The following is a 14855-nucleotide window of genomic DNA, read 5'->3' on the forward strand; positions in this document are numbered from 1 at the left end:
GGGACACCCTACATTGCATCACAGCAGTATTGGCCCGCCATGCCGTTCCAACCCCATGACGGACCCGAACCCAGACCGATCAAGAGGAGAAATGGGAGTGAGCATTCAGGCACTTTCCCGCCCTGACCAAAGGGCACCTAACTTGGGCCATAATTCCGCGCGGACCCTGCGCGTGCAGATGTCGCCGCGCGCCATGTGGTCCCTATTGCTGGCCGCGCTTCTGACGATGAGCCTGGCCATGCAGGCCGCCGCTCAGGCGCGGCCCGAAAGTTTTGCGGATCTGGCGGACCGGTTCAGCCCCTCTGTCGTGAATATCACGACCGCGACGACCGTGGCCGGCCGGGAAGAAGGATCGCCCATCGTCCCCGAGGGCAGCCCGTTTGAGGACTTTTTCCGGGAATTTCAGGATCGCAACCGGGGTGACCGTGCCCCGCGCCGCTCCTCCGCACTTGGCTCCGGCTTCGTGATTTCCGAGGATGGCTTTATCGTCACCAACAACCACGTGATCGCCGGCGCCGACGAAATCTCGATCGAGTTCTTCAATGGCAAAACGCTGGATGCCGAACTGGTCGGCACCGACGAAAAAACCGACATTGCGCTGCTGAAGGTCGAGGCCGACAGCCCGCTGCCCTTTGTCAGCTTTGGCGACAGCGACCTCGCCCGTGTGGGCGACTGGGTCCTTGCCATGGGCAACCCGCTGGGGCAGGGCTTTTCCGTCTCCGCCGGGATCGTCTCCGCCCGGAACCGGGCACTGTCGGGAACCTATGACGACTACATCCAGACCGACGCCGCCATCAACCGCGGCAACTCCGGCGGGCCGCTCTTCAACCTCGATGGCGAAGTCATCGGCGTGAACACCGCGATCCTGTCGCCCAATGGCGGCTCTATCGGCATCGGTTTCTCCATGGCGTCGAATGTCGTCAAGGGCGTGGTGAACCAGCTTCAGGAATTCGGTGAAACCCGTCGCGGCTGGCTTGGCGTCCGCATTCAGGATGTGACCGAGGATATGGCCGATGCCATGGGTCTGGACGCCGCCAAGGGCGCGATGGTTTCCGATGTTCCGGAAGGCCCGGCCATGGAAGCCGGCATGAAGGCGGGCGATGTCATTGTATCCTTTGATGGTGTGGAGGTTGACGACACCCGTGGCCTCGTGCGCCAGGTCGGTGCCACACAGGTCGGCAAAACCGTCCGGGTCATGGTCTGGCGCGACGGCAAGACCGAAACGCTGAAGGTCACGCTGGGCCGCCGCGAAGAGGCAGAGGCAGAAGCCGTGCCCGCCGCACAGCCCGGGGCCGAGGTTCCGCTCGAAAAGGACCTGATGGGGATGAAGCTGTCCTCTGTCACCTCCGATCTTGCCGAACAGCTTGGCATCGATGCGGACACCGAGGGTCTGGTGGTGCGCGAGGTCGACGAGATGTCGGATGCCTATGAGAAGGGGCTCCGCGCCGGTGACCTGATCACCGAGGCCGGTCAGCAGAAGATCGAAACCGTCGCCGATCTTGAGACCCGGGTGGAAGAGGCCCGCGAGGCCGGGCGGAAATCCATCCTTCTGCTGATCCGTCGGGAAGGCGAACCGCGCTTTGTCGCCCTGCCCATCGGGGACGCCAAAGACGAGTGATCGCCCGGGCGATCCGCAATCGACCAGAGAGGCCGCGCCCGTCGCGGCCTTTTTTCTTTGGGCATTGCATTGAGTTTTCATAAATTTGTTACATTTTTCCCTCAGCGGGTCGCGGAGGTATACAGCGGCTCCGTAATCGCGTTGCAACAAATGCCGATTAGATGTTAGGCGCGGCATCCGAGGAATTGGAACTCAAACGTGTTCAGAGCGATTGTCAGCGGACTTATCACCCCCATTCTGCGCCGGCCGTCCCGGTATCAGGTTGCGGCCCTGTGCTATCGCTTTGCGCCTGACGACGCCGGAACGGAAGTGCTGATCATAACGTCGCGCGACACCGGCCGCTGGGTCCTGCCCAAGGGCTGGCCAAAGTCCGGGACCGGCGCCGCGGGCACCGCGATCGAAGAGGCCTGGGAAGAAGCCGGGGTCAAGCCACGGTCGCCACGCCTGCCGCTCATCGGGCGCTATCGCTATCAGAAGCGTCTGCGGGGCGGGATCCCCGTGGCCACCGATGTCGATGTCTTTGCGCTTGAGGTCGTGGCGATGTTCGACGACTTTCCGGAGGCCGGGGAACGTCAGCTGAAATGGGTCTCTCCGCAGGCGGCAGCCGAAGCGGTGGAAGAGCCGGAACTGCAAGCGCTGTTGCGGGACTTTGGGGCACAGAAATTGCCTGTTTCCTGAACGGCGCACCTGCCACAGGGAACAGCAGCAGGGGGCATGCGTGAGCAATCCAGACGAAAGCGGCTATCAGTGGAAGACGCTGGACCGGGACCTTAACCGGATCTCCCGTCTGGAAACCGCGACGATCTATGCCTCGCGCCCGCTGGTCGGGTTGGGTGTGTCGCTTGTCTTTGTGGCCATTGCCGCCTTTGTTGCCGCCCTGCTGACCGGCTTTGCACCCGGCAGCCTCCTGGTCATCGTTGCGGCCGCATTCGGCGCCTATATGGGCCTGAATATCGGCGCCAATGACGTCGCCAATAACATGGGGCCCGCCGTCGGGGCCAATGCGCTGACGATGGGCGGCGCGATTGCGATCGCGGCCCTGTGCGAAAGCGCGGGCGCGCTGCTGGCAGGCGGCGATGTCGTCTCGACGATTTCCAAGGGCATCATTGATCAGGCCGCGCTCGAAACGCAGGATGTGTTTGTCTGGGCCATGCTGTCGGCCCTCGTCTCTGCTGCGCTCTGGGTCAATCTCGCCACTTGGATCGGCGCGCCGGTTTCGACCACCCATGCCGTGGTCGGCGGGGTCATGGGGTCGGGCATCGCCGCCGCCGGCCTTGCGGCGGTCAGCTGGCCGACCATGGGGGCCATCGCCCTGAGCTGGATCGTCTCTCCGCTGCTGGGCGGCCTGTTCGCCGCCTCGGTGCTGGCCTTCATCAAGTGGCAGATCATATATCGCGACGACAAGATCGCGGCGGCGCGTCGCTGGGTTCCCGTTCTGATCGGCATTATGGCCGCAGCCTTCGCGACCTATCTCGCGCTCAAGGGGCTGTCGCATGTGATGACGGTCAGCCTGGCCAGCGCGGCCCTGGTCGGGATCGCTGTCGGTGTTCCGACGACGCTGGTCTGCTATCCGCTGATCCGGCACCAGTCCGAAGGGATGGAGAACCGGAACAAGTCTCTCAAGCACCTGTTCCGGCTGCCGCTTGTGATCTCGGCCGCGCTGCTGTCATTTGCGCATGGCGCCAATGACGTGGCCAATGCGGTGGGCCCGCTGGCCGCGATTGTTCAGGTCCAGGGCGCCGGAGAGATGGCGAGCCAAGTACGCATCCCGCAATGGGTGATGCTGATCGGCGCGCTTGGCATCTCCTTTGGCCTTGTGGCCTTTGGACCCAAGCTGATCCGGATGGTCGGCAACCAGATTACCAAGCTTAATCCGATGCGGGCCTATTGCGTGGCGCTGTCGGCCGCCGTGACGGTGATCGCGGCCTCCTGGCTGGGTCTGCCGGTCAGTTCAACTCATATCGCCGTCGGCGGCGTCTTTGGCGTCGGGTTCTTCCGCGAATGGGAGGCCGAGCGCCGCGCGCGCCGGATCTCGGCGGCCCGCCCGACCGCCCAGAGGATCGCCACCGCGGAACGCCAGCGCCGCAAACTGGTCCGCCGCTCGCATTTCCTGACCATTGTCGCGGCCTGGCTGGTGACGGTGCCTGCGGCGGCCGCCATATCGGCGCTGACCTTCCTGCTGCTCTCCGGGACCTTTGGCTGACGGCCGCCCCGCTGTCAGCCTGCGGTAGGGTCGACCGGGCGCTCTACCACGGAAAGCCCCAGTTTGCGCGCCGCGGCCATCGACAGGATCGAACTGTCCAGTCCCAGCGGCGCCTGATAGCGGCGCACCGCCCGGAGGGTCGCCCGGTCCATCGACCCGGTCACACTGCCCGGGTGCATCCCGCGGGCATCAAGCGCCCGCTGCAGGGAGGAGATCAGATCGGGCGTCATGGCTTCCGGACAGACCGCGCGGAACCAGAATTCCTGCCGCTCCTCCACGATCCTCTGCCGGGTTTCCGTGCGATAGGCGCCCGGCGCGGCAACCGTGCCGTCTGTCAGGACCTGCGCCGGCTGGACCACGACATGTTCGGTGACGGTCTCGACGACGGCGGGCGTCGCCTCATGCCGCCAGCAGGCGCTCGGGTCCGGATTGTCAGGGGGCGAGGGGCGCAGCTCGATCAGCTCTGACGGGCCGACCTCGGGCACGGGAAGAGGGACGTCGCAGGCTGCGAGCAGGGCGATCACCGGGACGGCGAACCTCGGGGATAGGGTCATGGCTGGCCTTTTCTGCTCCCGGGTCTTTTGCCCGTTCCGCCTAGTCTAGCGGGTTTTTCCCGGTCCCGGAAGCCTCCGCGCATCCCGGGCCGGGCATGTGGTCGCCCGGACCGCCGGGCCGCAGCAGCTCGTCCAGCATGGGCGAGATATCCTCGATCCGCTCCGCGATGATATGGGTGACCTCATTCTCGCGCTGCAGCCGCCCCGTCACCCGCAGCATCCGGCCAGAGATCACGGCGCGGCGGAACTGCTCGTAGAGCTTGCGCCACACGATCACGTTCACCACGCCGGTCTCATCCTCCAGCGTCAGGAAGATCACACCCTTGGCGGTGCCCGGACGCTGACGCAGGATGACGATCCCGGCCACGGCGACGCGGGCATTCTGCGGCGGCAGGTCGAGCAGCTCCGCCGGCAGGCAGGCGGGCGGGCGCGGCCAGGGCGCGGCCTCCGTACGGCGCGGATCGGGAAATGGGCGGGGGGCAGGCTCCATTAAGAACATTTAGCGAACATATGTGTGTTTCACAAGCCCGTGTGCGGAGCGCGCACCAAAGGGGCTGGAACCGGCGCCCGCGCGCCGCTATCCAGTCCGGAGCCGAGGCCAAGGAGACGAGAATGGCGAAGATCACCTATATCGAGCACAACGGGACCGAACATGTGGTCGAGGTCGCCAATGGCATGACCGTCATGGAAGGCGCCCGCGACAATGGCATTCCGGGCATCGAGGCCGATTGCGGCGGCGCCTGCGCCTGTTCCACCTGCCATGTCTATGTCGATCCGGCCTGGATCGAAAAGCTGCCCGCCAAGGAAGACATGGAAGAAGACATGCTGGATTTCGCCTATGAGCCCGATCCCGCCCGCTCCCGCCTGACCTGCCAGCTGAAGGTGACGGATGCGCTGGACGGGCTGGTTGTCCAGATGCCCGAAAAGCAGATCTGATGGCGGGGGCGCGGCGCCCGAGCGCCCGCCTCTGGCTACGTGGTGCCCGCCGCGCGGCCCTGCCTCTGTGCCTGTGTCTGGCGGCGACGGGCCCGGCCGCTGCGGCTGAACACGAACGGATCACCGGCGCGGCCTATGCCGCCCCCACCACCCGCTACGACCATGGCGTTCTGGGCGATGAGATCGAATACGGCGCGCTTGTTCTGACGTTCGAAGACGGCTCCACCCGCCGCTTCACCCTGCCGGACACCCTGGTTTACGAAGACACCGCACCGCGGCTCGCCGATATCACCGGCGATGGCGCGCCGGAGGTCATCGTGGTCGAAAGCAGCCTGACAAAGGGCGCCCGCCTCGCGGTCTACGGGCCCGAAGGCCGCCTCGCCACCACCGACCATATCGGCCAGTCGCATCGCTGGCTGGCCCCGGTCGGCGCCGCCGACATGGATAACGACGGCAAGATCGAGATCGGCTATGTCGACCGCCCCCATCTGCTGAAGACCCTGCGCCTCGTCCAACTCGAAGGCGACACGCTGCGCGAGACCGCCACGCTCAGGGGCGTCACCAATCACCGCATCGGCTGGGACACGATCCCCGGCGGCCTCCGTGACTGTGGCAACGGCCCCGAGATGATCCTTGGCACCGCCGACCTGCGCGCCGTGGTGGCGGTCTTCTGGTCCCGCGACGGCCATCTCGACACCCGCGCCCTGGGTCCGCTCCACCGCCGGTCGGACCTTGACGCGGCCCTCACCTGCCAGGACTAACCCGCCCCTTTTTCTTGCCGAAAATATCCTCAGGGGTGAATTGGGCCGTAAGCTCAAGAGGGGGCGGAAGCCTCCTGTTCCCCTCAACTGCAGCGAACCTCCGCCCGATCAGCCCAGCATCCGCCAGCCGATATCCCGGCGGTAGAACCCCTCCGGCCAGTCCACCTGAGCGGCGATCTCATAGGCCCGGTCGCGTGCCTCCTGCAGCGTCGCACCCCGCGCGGTTGCATTCAGCACCCGCCCGCCCGTCGCCACCACCTTGCCCTCGCGCATCGAAGTCCCCGCATGGAAACACATGGCGCTCGACGTCTCCGGCAGCCCCTCCAGCCCGCCGATGACCGACCCCTTCTCATAGGCGCCCGGATAGCCCTGCGTCGCCAGAACCACGGTCATCGCGTGATCCTCGGCCCAGTTCACCCGCGACTCCGCCAGACGGCCCTCGGCCGCGGCATGGATCAGATCGAAAGCCTGCGCCCCCAGCCGCATCATCAGCACCTGGCATTCCGGGTCGCCGAAGCGGCAGTTGTACTCGACCAGCCGGGCCTTGCCGCCCTCGATCATCAGCCCGGCATAGAGCACACCCTGATAGGGCATGCCGCGCGCCGCCATCTCCCTGAGCGTCGGATGGATGATCTGATCCATCACCTCAGCCTGCAGCGCCTCCGTCAGGATGGGGGCGGGGGAATAGGCGCCCATGCCGCCGGTATTGGGGCCCTCGTCGCCGTCATAGGCGCGCTTGTGATCCTGCGCCGTGCCGATGGCCAGCGCCGCCTCCCCGTCGCAGAGCACGAAGAAGGAGGCCTCTTCGCCGGCCATGAATTCCTCGATCACCACCTCGGCACCCGCGGCGCCAAACTCGCCGCCGAACATGTCGTCGATGGCCGCCAGCGCCTCCGCCACCGTCATCGCCACGATCACGCCCTTGCCGGCGGCCAGACCGTCGGCCTTGATCACGATGGGCGCGCCCTGGGCCGTCACATAGTCCCGCGCGGGCGCGGCTTCGGTGAAGCGGGCATAGGCGGCGGTCGGCGCGCCGGAGGCATCGCAGATCTCTTTGGTGAAGGCCTTGGAGGCCTCCAGCCGGGCGGCCTGCTGGCTGGGCCCGAAGGTGAGGATCCCGGCCTCCCGCAGGGCATCGGCAACCCCGGCGGCAAGAGGCGCCTCGGGCCCGACGATGACGAAATCCACGGCGGCTTCCTCACAGAACTGCACCACGGTCGCGCCATCTTCGATATCCAGCGCCGCGCATTCCGCGATCCGGGCGATGCCGGCATTGCCGGGCGCGACAATCAGCTTGTCGCATTTCGGGTTCTGCATCACCGCCCAGGCGAGCGCATGTTCGCGGCCGCCGCCGCCCAGGATCAGGATGTTCATCGGCAAGGTCCCCTTGGTTTCAGCGGGTTCTAGGCAGGGCAGGGGCGTTTGTCCATGGCGGAGCCCCTGCCCGGCGGCGCACCCGGGGCCGGTGTCCGGCCGGTGAGTATTTTTGCCAAGATGAAGCTGGGGGTCTGGCCCCTGTCCCGGCGCTTGCCTACTGTGGCCGCGATGTCAGGAGGCGAGATGGATCTCTTTGAGGACGAACCGGCGGGGCCGGGCGGAAATGCACATGAGTTCACCGTCTCCGAGCTGTCGGGCGCGGTGAAACGCACCATCGAGGGCGAGTTCGGGCATGTCCGGGTGCGCGCCGAGGTGGGGCGGGTATCGCGGCCGCGTTCGGGCCATCTCTATTTCGATCTGAAGGATGACCGGTCGGTCCTGGCGGCGGTGAGCTGGAAAGGGCAGGTGGCGCGCATGCAGGTCCAGCCCGAAGAGGGGATGGAGGTCATCGCCACTGGCCGGATGACGACCTTTCCGGGCCAGTCGAAATACCAGCTGATCGTCGATAATGTTGAGCCTGCCGGGGCGGGCGCGCTGATGGCGCTGCTGGAAAAGCGCAAGGCGATGTTGCAGGCCGAAGGGCTGTTTGCCGCCGAGCGGAAGCGCCCGCTGCCCTATCTGCCAAAGGTGATCGGGGTTGTGACCTCGCCCTCCGGCGCGGTGATCCGGGATATCCTTCATCGCCTGCGGGACCGCTTCCCGACCCATGTGCTGATCTGGCCGGTGGCGGTGCAGGGGCAGGCCTGCGCGCCGCAGGTGGCGGCGGCGATTGCGGGGTTCAACCGGTTGCGACCGGGCGGGCCGGTGCCGCGGCCCGACCTGCTGATCGTGGCGCGAGGCGGCGGCTCGATCGAGGACCTCTGGGGCTTCAACGAGGAGATCGTGGCGCGAGCTGCGGCGGCGAGCGAGATCCCCCTGATTTCAGCCGTGGGGCATGAGACCGACACGACGCTGATCGATTTCGTCTCTGACCGGCGGGCGCCCACGCCCACGGCGGCGGCGGAGATTGCGGTCCCGGTGAGGGCCGAGCTGATGGCCTGGGCCGCCGATATGCAGGCGCGGCTGATCCGGGGGCAGAGCTATGCCCTGACCTCTCGCCGCCAGCGGCTGACCGATCTGGCCCGCGCCCTGCCACGCCCCGCCGCCCTGACGGAGACGGCGCGCCAGCGGCTCGACACCTGGGCGGAACGGCTGCCCAATGCGCTGAGCCGGGGCGTCGCCCGTCGCCGTGTCGCCCTGTCGGATACCGCCGGCAGCCTGCGCCCCGCGGTTCTGCGGACCCGGATCGCGCAGGATCGCGGGCGGATGGACGACTGGGCGGCCCGATTGCCCGGAGCGCTTGGGCGTGGCGTGGCGCAGCGCCGGCGCGACTATGCGCAATGGGCGGCGCGTCTTCAGCCGGCCTCCGTGGCGCGCGATCTGGCCCGCCAGCGCGACGCGCTGACCGATCGGACCCGGCGTCTGGAAGAGGTCGCTGCGCGCGATGTCACGCGCCGCCGGGACCGGCTGGAGGCATTGGACCGCCTGCGCGAAACGCTGGGCTATCGCCAGACCCTGTCCCGCGGCTATGCCGTGGTTCGGGACGGGGCGGGCCGTGTGTTGACGCGGCGGAGCGAGGCAGAGCAGGCAGGCCCGCTGAGCATCGAGTTTACCGACGGTCAGGTCGAGACAGGTGTGGTCGCGGGAACAGAGACCCGACCCGACACGCCGAAACCGGCCAGGTCAAAACCGCAGCCGGCCCGGGCGCCGGCCAAAAAGCCACCCGAACAGGGCAGCCTTTTCTGACTGGTTACACCCCGACCTCGGGCCCGAGGCACATCATCGGCTCATCAGCATCCTGCACCTGGTAGAGCACGGTCTGATTCGGATCGCCTTCGAATTCGGCGACCAGCCCGCCGGTCTCATGATAGAACTTCCAGCACTGCGGGCCCGGATCCGGATCGGTCTCATATTCGAAACAGATCATGCCATTCGATTCGTACCATGTTCCGTCGGCGCATTTCCCGTCGAGGAAAGACCAGCGCACCCGTCGCCCGTCAAAATATTCCTCGACGCCATAGGGCTGCCCCATCGCGCCGTAGTAGAAGGTCTTGCCACGCGAATAGCTGTCGAATTCCTCTGCCGTCATGGCGTCGCGGGCGAGGGCGGGCAGGCCCGAGCAGAAGAGCAGCGCCAGCAGGCAAGAGGCGAAGGCGACCCGTAAAGACCGGGCCAGGGCAGGGATCATGCATGTCATGCCCAAAGAGTGGCAGAGCCGTGCGGACACCGCCAGCGACAATTCCGTGTAGCCCGGCCCACGGGCCACGGACCGCCGTGCGCCGCTGCCCCGGCCCTGATCAAAAATCCCGCTGCCAGGGCAGAAGCTGGCGGTTCATGACCCGCCGCCAGAGCGGGGGAAACAGCGCCACAACTGCCATGACTGGCAGAGACCGCGGCAGCATCGGCATCGCCTCCCGGTCGAGCTGCAGGCCCGGATAGATCCGGTCGGGATGAATGTGGTGATCGGAATGCCGCGGCGCATGCAGCATCATGGCCGAGGTTACACGATGCGGCGAGTTCCAGCTGTGCTGCGGGCCGACCGGTTCCGGCTTGCCATCCGGTCGTATCCCGCGTTCCAGTCCGTAGTGCTGGACATAATCGGACAGCAGGATCTGCACCTGGGCAAAGCCGGAAATGGCCAGCAGAACGCCCAGACCCTCCGGCCCGGCCAGGAGCCAGGCAAGTGCCATCATCCCCAGACCGACGGCGACATAACCGACATAGGGATGATGCAACCAGCCGCGCCCGGCGCGCCGCAAATCGCGGGTCTCGACCCTCAGCCCTTCGCGGAACGATCCGATCCAGGCTTTGCGGAAGAAATGATAGAACCCCTCGCCAAGCTGTGCCGTATTGGGGTCCATCTCGGTGGCGACAAAGACGTGATGCACCTTGGGATGGGCCGAGGCATGATGCCCGAAGAGCATCGTGGAATAGACCAGCCGACCCAGCTGCCGCGCTTCCCGCCCGCTGCGATGGATCAGCTCATGCGCATTGGGGTGGCTCACCTGTCCGAAATAGATGCCATAGGCCAGTATGGCCGGCAGCGTATCCCAGCCGGACACGCCACCGGGCCCGCCGATATAGCGGACCGCGATGATGACGAGGAACAGGTGGATGACCCCAAGTGCGACGGACAGCCCATGCCCGGACCGGAACTCCTGTGCAGCATCCTGATTGCGCCAGCTCTTGGGCAGGATGTGATCCAGGATCGCTGTGAAAAGGGTCAGGTAAGCAAAGGCAAGCAGCGCCCAGTCGCCCGGCATCGTCGCGGCCAGCACAAGAAGCGGCACAGGCAATAGCGTTGCAATCAGAAAACCGGTCATATCTGCTCTACCTTCATTCGCGGTCGGGGCGCCGTTTGCCGTATTTAAGCAGATCGCCGGCCCGAGTGAACAGCTCAAATACGCCCGACCGACCGAACCCGCCGCAGTGATGTATACCGGTACCTGCGTCGCCGCCTCTTTCCCTCCGCCGCGCAAAACATTACGTCATGGTACGAACAGCAGCGGAGCGCGAATGGCCTTCTTCTCCAAACTCAAAGACCGCCTCTTCAAATCTTCCTCAAAACTTGAGGAAGGGCTGGATGCGATCGTCGAAGAGGGGGGTGCGCCCGACCCGGCCGACCCGTCCGAGCAGACCCCGCCGCCGCAGGAAATGCCCGAACCGCCGCGCGTGACGCCGGAGCCCCCGGCAGAAACGCCGCCCGCGCCGCCCGAGGAGGCGCCGGAGCCGGATTTGCCGGAGCCGGAGCTGCCCGAGCCCCCGCCCGCCCCGGAGCCGCAAAGCCCGCCGCCGGTTGTCCCCGCCCCGGGCCCGGGGGAGGTGCCGCCCGCCGCGCCCGACATGGTGCCGCCACCCGCATCGGAGCCCGAGCCGGCCGCCCCGGAAGAGCTGCCGCCCGCTCCGGATGAAACTCCGCGCGACGCGAACACGCAGCGGGGCGGCCTCATGTCCCGCCTCTTCGGCAGGGGCGAGCCGGGCGCCCCCGCCGCGCCGGTTATCCGCCGCACGCTGGACGACGATATGCTGGAACAGCTCGAAGAGCTGCTCATCGCCTCCGACATGGGCGTCGACACGGCGCTCCGCGTCGCCGCCAACATGGCCGAAGGCCGCATGGGCCGCCGCCTCTCCACCGCCGAAATCAAAAGCCTCCTCGCCGCCGAGGTGACCCGCATCATGGAGCCCGTGGCCCGCCCCCTGCCGCTCTTCCCCAAGAAACCGCAGGTGGTTCTGGTTGTGGGCGTCAACGGTTCCGGCAAGACCACCACGATCGGCAAACTCGCCAGCCAGTTCCGCGCCGCCGGTAAATCCGTGGTGATCGCCGCCGGCGATACCTTCCGCGCCGCCGCCGTTGAACAGTTGGAGATCTGGGGTCAGCGGGCCGGCGTCCCGGTCCTTAAGGCCGCCGAAGGCTCCGACCCCGCGGCTCTTGCCTGGGACGCCATGGAAAAAGCCGAAGCCGAAGGCGCCGACCTCCTCATGATCGACACCGCCGGCCGGCTGCAGAACCGCGCCGACCTGATGGAGGAGCTCGCCAAGATCGTCCGCGTCATCCGCAAGAAGGACGACACCGCCCCCCACAACACCCTGCTGGTCCTCGATGCCACCACCGGCCAGAACGCGCTCAGCCAGGTCGACACCTTCCGCAAGATGGCCAATGTTACGGGCCTCGTGATGACGAAACTCGACGGGACCGCCAAGGGCGGTGTCCTCGTCGCGCTGGCCGACAAGTTCGGCCTGCCCATCCATGCCATCGGCGTTGGCGAACAGATCGACGATCTCGCCCCCTTCGACCCCGAAGACTTCGCCCGCGCCCTGACCGGAGCGGACAGCTGACCAGCCCCACCCGGCCCGCGCCGCCCCCCTGCTTCATCTTTCCCGAAATACTCCGGGGGAATTGGCCGCAGGCCAATGGGGGCAGCGCCCCCGCGACCCGGTCCACCAAGGCCCGACACCTAACATGAGCACCTGGATCACCTCCATCGAAGGGACCGAGGCCGGCCATCACGCCGCCCTCCTTCTCGCGCTCTTCGCCGCCTTCCTGCACGCCATTTTCGGCGCGCTGCAGAAGGGCCGGGTCGACCCCTGGGTCTCCCGCGGGGCGATCGACATCTGGAATAACATCCTCGCCCTGCCGATCGCGCTTTTCGTGGTTCCCTGGCCGGAGGGCCGGGAATGGCTGCTGATCGCCGGCGCTCTGCCGATCCATTTCGCCTATAAACTCGGCATGGCGCTGGCCTATTCGCGCGGCGCCTTCACGGTCGTCTACCCGGTCGTGCGCGGCATGGGTCCGGTCTTCACCGTCTTCGGCGCCTGGATCGTCTTCGGAGAGAAATTCACCCCCCTCCAATGGCTGGGCATCCTCGTCCTCCTCTCGGGCATCTTCGGTCTTGCCATCTATAACCTCCGCACCATCGAGGTCGCCCGGGAGACGCTGGTCCCGGCCCTTGCCATCGCCGCCATCACCGGCGGACTTGTGGCTCTCTACACGACCTATGACGCCTATGCGATCCGGGCCACGCCCGACCCTTTCACCTTCCTCGCCTGGTTCTTCGTCATCGCCTCTGTCGACATGCCGGGCATCGCGCTCTGGCGCTGGTGGCATCTGCAGGACCGGCCCGACCCGGTGCGCGTCATGTGGCTGGGCTTTACCGGCGCCATTGTGGCCTTCGGCTCCTTCGGCTCCGTCATGCTGGCCACCCGCCTCGACAAGGTCGGAGAGGCGGCGGTGCTGCGTGAAACCTCCACCGTCTTTGCCGCCGCCATCGGCTATTTCATCCTGAAAGACACGATCGGCCCTCGCCGGATCGTGCTCATGACGCTTATTGCCCTGGGGGCGATAATCGTGGAACTTGCCGGCCGATAGGAGAGTGCAGTCAGAATGTCCGAACCGAACAAGATCAACCCCATGCTGAAGACCGGGCTGGAGCTTGGCCCGATCGTGCTCTTCTTCGCGGCCTACCTGCTGCTCAAGGATCGCACCTTCACCATTGGCGGGCGCGATTACGAAGGGTTCATCCTTGTGACCGCCGGTTTCATCCCGGTGATCCTGCTCTCGACCCTGATCCTCTGGCGGCTGACCGGACACCTGTCCAAGATGCAGATCGTGACGGCGGTGCTGGTCACCGTCTTCGGCGGCCTCTCGGTCTGGTTCAACGACGACAGCTTTTTCAAGATGAAGCCGACGCTGATCTACCTGATCTTCGGCGGCCTTCTGGGCATCGGCTTGCTGCGCGGCCAGAGCTGGCTCCGTCTGGTGATGGAAGAACTCATGCCGCTCGATCACGAGGGCTGGATGAAGCTGACCCGCCGCCTCTGCGCCTTCTTTTTCGGCCTCGCGGTCGCGAATGAGGTCATCTGGCGCACCCAGACGACGGAGACCTGGGTCTATTTCAAGACCTTCGGCCTGACCGCCGCGCTCTTCATTTTCTTCATGTCCCAGGGCAAACTCTTCCGCGATCACTCGACCGATACAGAAAAGGACAGCTGATGCGCATCGCAGCCGCCACATATCCGCTCGACTGGTTCGATGGCTGGGAGGGGTACGAGGCCAAGATGGCCCGCTGGGTGGCCGATGCGGCGGGGCAGGGGGCGGATCTGCTGCTCTTCCCCGAATATGGCGCGATGGAACTGGCCTCGCTTTCGGACATCTCCCCCGATGATCTGCCCGCCGCGACACGCGCCGTGGCCCATAACATACCCCGCGCGCTGGAGATCCTGACGGCGCTCGCGGCAGAACATGACGTCCATATCGTTGCCCCCTCCGGCCCCTTTTACGATGGCGACCGGCTGCTGAACCGCGCCTATCTGCTGACCCCTAGCGGCGCGATAGGCCCCCAAGACAAGCAGATGATGACCCCCTGGGAGGTCACGCCATGGCAGGTCGAGGGCAATGGTCCGGTCCATGTCTACGACACGGCGCTTGGCCGTCTTGCCATTCTCATCTGCTACGATTGCGAATTCCCCCTGCTGGCCCGGCCGCTGGTCGAGGCCGGGGTGGACCTGATCCTGATCCCCTCCTGCACCGAAACCGTCGCGGGCTATAACCGCGTCCGCATCGGCGCCATGGCCCGCGCGCTGGAAGGGCAGTGCTTTACCGCCATGTCCTCCACCACCGGGACCTATCCCATTGATGCGGTTGAGACGAACCACGGGGCAGGCGGCATCTTCTGTCCGCCCGACAAGGGCCTGCCGGAAACCGGTGTCATTGCCTGCGCCACGCTGGACGTACCCGGCTGGACCATCGGCGATATCGATTTCGACAAGCTGACCCATGTCCGTGAAACCGGCGGCGTGCGCACCCGTGCAGACTGGCCGTCACAGGCAAAGATCACCTTCGCCAACCAGGACCTCCGCTAGATTTCCGC

General features: G+C 66.3%; 15 protein-coding genes. 10 read left to right on the top strand and 5 right to left on the bottom strand.

Annotation, left to right across the window (positions count from 1 at the left end):
- Positions 1-193 precede the first annotated feature (193 nt).
- The 3 genes from ACRARG_RS16160 (at position 194) to ACRARG_RS16170 (ending at position 3821) form a co-directional block, all read left to right on the top strand.
- Entirely contained in the window at positions 194-1618 is a 1425-nt protein-coding gene (locus tag ACRARG_RS16160) for a Do family serine endopeptidase (RefSeq protein ID WP_432691383.1), read from the top strand.
- 198 nt (positions 1619-1816) lie between these two features.
- A complete protein-coding gene (locus ACRARG_RS16165) occupies positions 1817-2296 on the top strand; it encodes an NUDIX hydrolase (protein WP_432691039.1) in 480 nt (159 codons plus the stop codon).
- A gap of 40 nt (positions 2297-2336) precedes the next feature.
- Positions 2337-3821 carry an inorganic phosphate transporter gene (locus tag ACRARG_RS16170; protein ID WP_432691040.1) on the top strand — a complete coding sequence of 495 codons (1485 nt, stop codon included), beginning with the start codon at positions 2337-2339 and terminating at the stop codon, positions 3819-3821.
- Between the two features lie 14 nt (positions 3822-3835).
- On the opposite strand, the gene ACRARG_RS16175 is transcribed toward ACRARG_RS16170, so the two are convergent.
- Together ACRARG_RS16175 and ACRARG_RS16180 are read right to left on the bottom strand one after the other, a co-directional pair.
- Positions 3836-4375 (bottom strand): peptidoglycan-binding domain-containing protein, encoded by a 540-nt coding sequence (locus tag ACRARG_RS16175; protein ID WP_432691041.1) that lies wholly within the window; start codon positions 4373-4375, stop codon positions 3836-3838.
- A 40-nt stretch (positions 4376-4415) separates the two neighbouring features.
- Positions 4416-4865 (bottom strand): OB-fold nucleic acid binding domain-containing protein, encoded by a 450-nt coding sequence (locus ACRARG_RS16180; protein ID WP_432691042.1) that lies wholly within the window; start codon positions 4863-4865, stop codon positions 4416-4418.
- A 122-nt stretch (positions 4866-4987) separates the two neighbouring features.
- Here ACRARG_RS16180 and ACRARG_RS16185 point away from each other — a divergent pair, with 122 nt between their 5' ends.
- Both ACRARG_RS16185 and ACRARG_RS16190 read left to right on the top strand, forming a co-directional pair.
- Entirely contained in the window at positions 4988-5311 is a 324-nt protein-coding gene (locus ACRARG_RS16185) for a 2Fe-2S iron-sulfur cluster-binding protein (RefSeq protein WP_432691044.1), read from the top strand.
- A complete protein-coding gene (locus ACRARG_RS16190) occupies positions 5311-6072 on the top strand; it encodes an FG-GAP repeat domain-containing protein (RefSeq protein ID WP_432691045.1) in 762 nt (253 codons plus the stop codon). The genes ACRARG_RS16185 and ACRARG_RS16190 overlap by 1 nt, the downstream gene beginning before the upstream one ends.
- Positions 6073-6180: 108 nt before the next feature.
- On the opposite strand, the gene purD is transcribed toward ACRARG_RS16190, so the two are convergent.
- Positions 6181-7446: a phosphoribosylamine--glycine ligase gene (gene purD / locus ACRARG_RS16195; RefSeq protein ID WP_432691046.1), complete on the bottom strand. Its 1266-nt coding sequence runs from the start codon at positions 7444-7446 to the stop codon at positions 6181-6183.
- Between the two features lie 186 nt (positions 7447-7632).
- Between purD and xseA the strand changes: the two genes are divergently transcribed.
- On the top strand, positions 7633-9234 hold the full coding sequence (xseA, locus tag ACRARG_RS16200; protein ID WP_432691048.1) for an exodeoxyribonuclease VII large subunit: 1602 nt from the start codon (positions 7633-7635) through the stop codon (positions 9232-9234).
- 4 nt (positions 9235-9238) lie between these two features.
- Here the strand turns inward: xseA and ACRARG_RS16205 are convergent, their stop codons facing one another.
- Both ACRARG_RS16205 and ACRARG_RS16210 read right to left on the bottom strand, forming a co-directional pair.
- On the bottom strand, positions 9239-9676 hold the full coding sequence (locus tag ACRARG_RS16205) for a hypothetical protein (protein ID WP_432691049.1): 438 nt from the start codon (positions 9674-9676) through the stop codon (positions 9239-9241).
- Between the two features lie 109 nt (positions 9677-9785).
- Entirely contained in the window at positions 9786-10811 is a 1026-nt protein-coding gene (locus tag ACRARG_RS16210; protein WP_432691050.1) for an alkane 1-monooxygenase, read from the bottom strand.
- A 193-nt stretch (positions 10812-11004) separates the two neighbouring features.
- Between ACRARG_RS16210 and ftsY the strand changes: the two genes are divergently transcribed.
- From ftsY to ACRARG_RS16230, 4 genes are all read left to right on the top strand, one after another.
- Entirely contained in the window at positions 11005-12324 is a 1320-nt protein-coding gene (ftsY, locus tag ACRARG_RS16215) for a signal recognition particle-docking protein FtsY (protein WP_432691052.1), read from the top strand.
- Positions 12325-12448: 124 nt separating this feature from the next.
- Positions 12449-13354: an EamA family transporter gene (locus ACRARG_RS16220; protein ID WP_432691053.1), complete on the top strand. Its 906-nt coding sequence runs from the start codon at positions 12449-12451 to the stop codon at positions 13352-13354.
- A gap of 15 nt (positions 13355-13369) precedes the next feature.
- Positions 13370-13978 (top strand): inner membrane-spanning protein YciB, encoded by a 609-nt coding sequence (locus ACRARG_RS16225; protein ID WP_432691055.1) that lies wholly within the window; start codon positions 13370-13372, stop codon positions 13976-13978.
- Positions 13978-14847, top strand: a complete 870-nt coding sequence (locus ACRARG_RS16230) for a carbon-nitrogen hydrolase family protein (RefSeq protein ID WP_432691056.1) — start codon at positions 13978-13980, stop codon at positions 14845-14847. Before ACRARG_RS16225 ends, ACRARG_RS16230 begins: the two co-directional genes overlap by 1 nt.
- Positions 14848-14855 lie beyond the last annotated feature (8 nt).

It is taken from the genome of Pseudooceanicola profundi, from assembly GCF_050897955.1.
Classification (GTDB): domain Bacteria; phylum Pseudomonadota; class Alphaproteobacteria; order Rhodobacterales; family Rhodobacteraceae; genus Pseudooceanicola.

What these genes read in the sequence shown, in the direction of transcription:
- purD (WP_432691046.1), bottom strand. Translation starts at nt 7,446, where the DNA reads ATGAACATCCTGATCCTGGGCGGCGGCGGCCGCGAACATGCGCTCGCC.
- ACRARG_RS16220 (WP_432691053.1), top strand. Translation starts at nt 12,449, where the DNA reads ATGAGCACCTGGATCACCTCCATCGAAGGGACCGAGGCCGGCCATCAC.
- ACRARG_RS16160 (WP_432691383.1), top strand. Translation starts at nt 194, where the DNA reads ATGTGGTCCCTATTGCTGGCCGCGCTTCTGACGATGAGCCTGGCCATG.
- ACRARG_RS16180 (WP_432691042.1), bottom strand. Translation starts at nt 4,865, where the DNA reads ATGGAGCCTGCCCCCCGCCCATTTCCCGATCCGCGCCGTACGGAGGCC.
- ACRARG_RS16225 (WP_432691055.1), top strand. Translation starts at nt 13,370, where the DNA reads ATGTCCGAACCGAACAAGATCAACCCCATGCTGAAGACCGGGCTGGAG.
- ACRARG_RS16175 (WP_432691041.1), bottom strand. Translation starts at nt 4,375, where the DNA reads ATGACCCTATCCCCGAGGTTCGCCGTCCCGGTGATCGCCCTGCTCGCA.
- xseA (WP_432691048.1), top strand. Translation starts at nt 7,633, where the DNA reads ATGGATCTCTTTGAGGACGAACCGGCGGGGCCGGGCGGAAATGCACAT.
- ftsY (WP_432691052.1), top strand. Translation starts at nt 11,005, where the DNA reads ATGGCCTTCTTCTCCAAACTCAAAGACCGCCTCTTCAAATCTTCCTCA.
- ACRARG_RS16210 (WP_432691050.1), bottom strand. Translation starts at nt 10,811, where the DNA reads ATGACCGGTTTTCTGATTGCAACGCTATTGCCTGTGCCGCTTCTTGTG.
- ACRARG_RS16190 (WP_432691045.1), top strand. Translation starts at nt 5,311, where the DNA reads ATGGCGGGGGCGCGGCGCCCGAGCGCCCGCCTCTGGCTACGTGGTGCC.
- ACRARG_RS16185 (WP_432691044.1), top strand. Translation starts at nt 4,988, where the DNA reads ATGGCGAAGATCACCTATATCGAGCACAACGGGACCGAACATGTGGTC.
- ACRARG_RS16230 (WP_432691056.1), top strand. Translation starts at nt 13,978, where the DNA reads ATGCGCATCGCAGCCGCCACATATCCGCTCGACTGGTTCGATGGCTGG.
- ACRARG_RS16205 (WP_432691049.1), bottom strand. Translation starts at nt 9,676, where the DNA reads ATGATCCCTGCCCTGGCCCGGTCTTTACGGGTCGCCTTCGCCTCTTGC.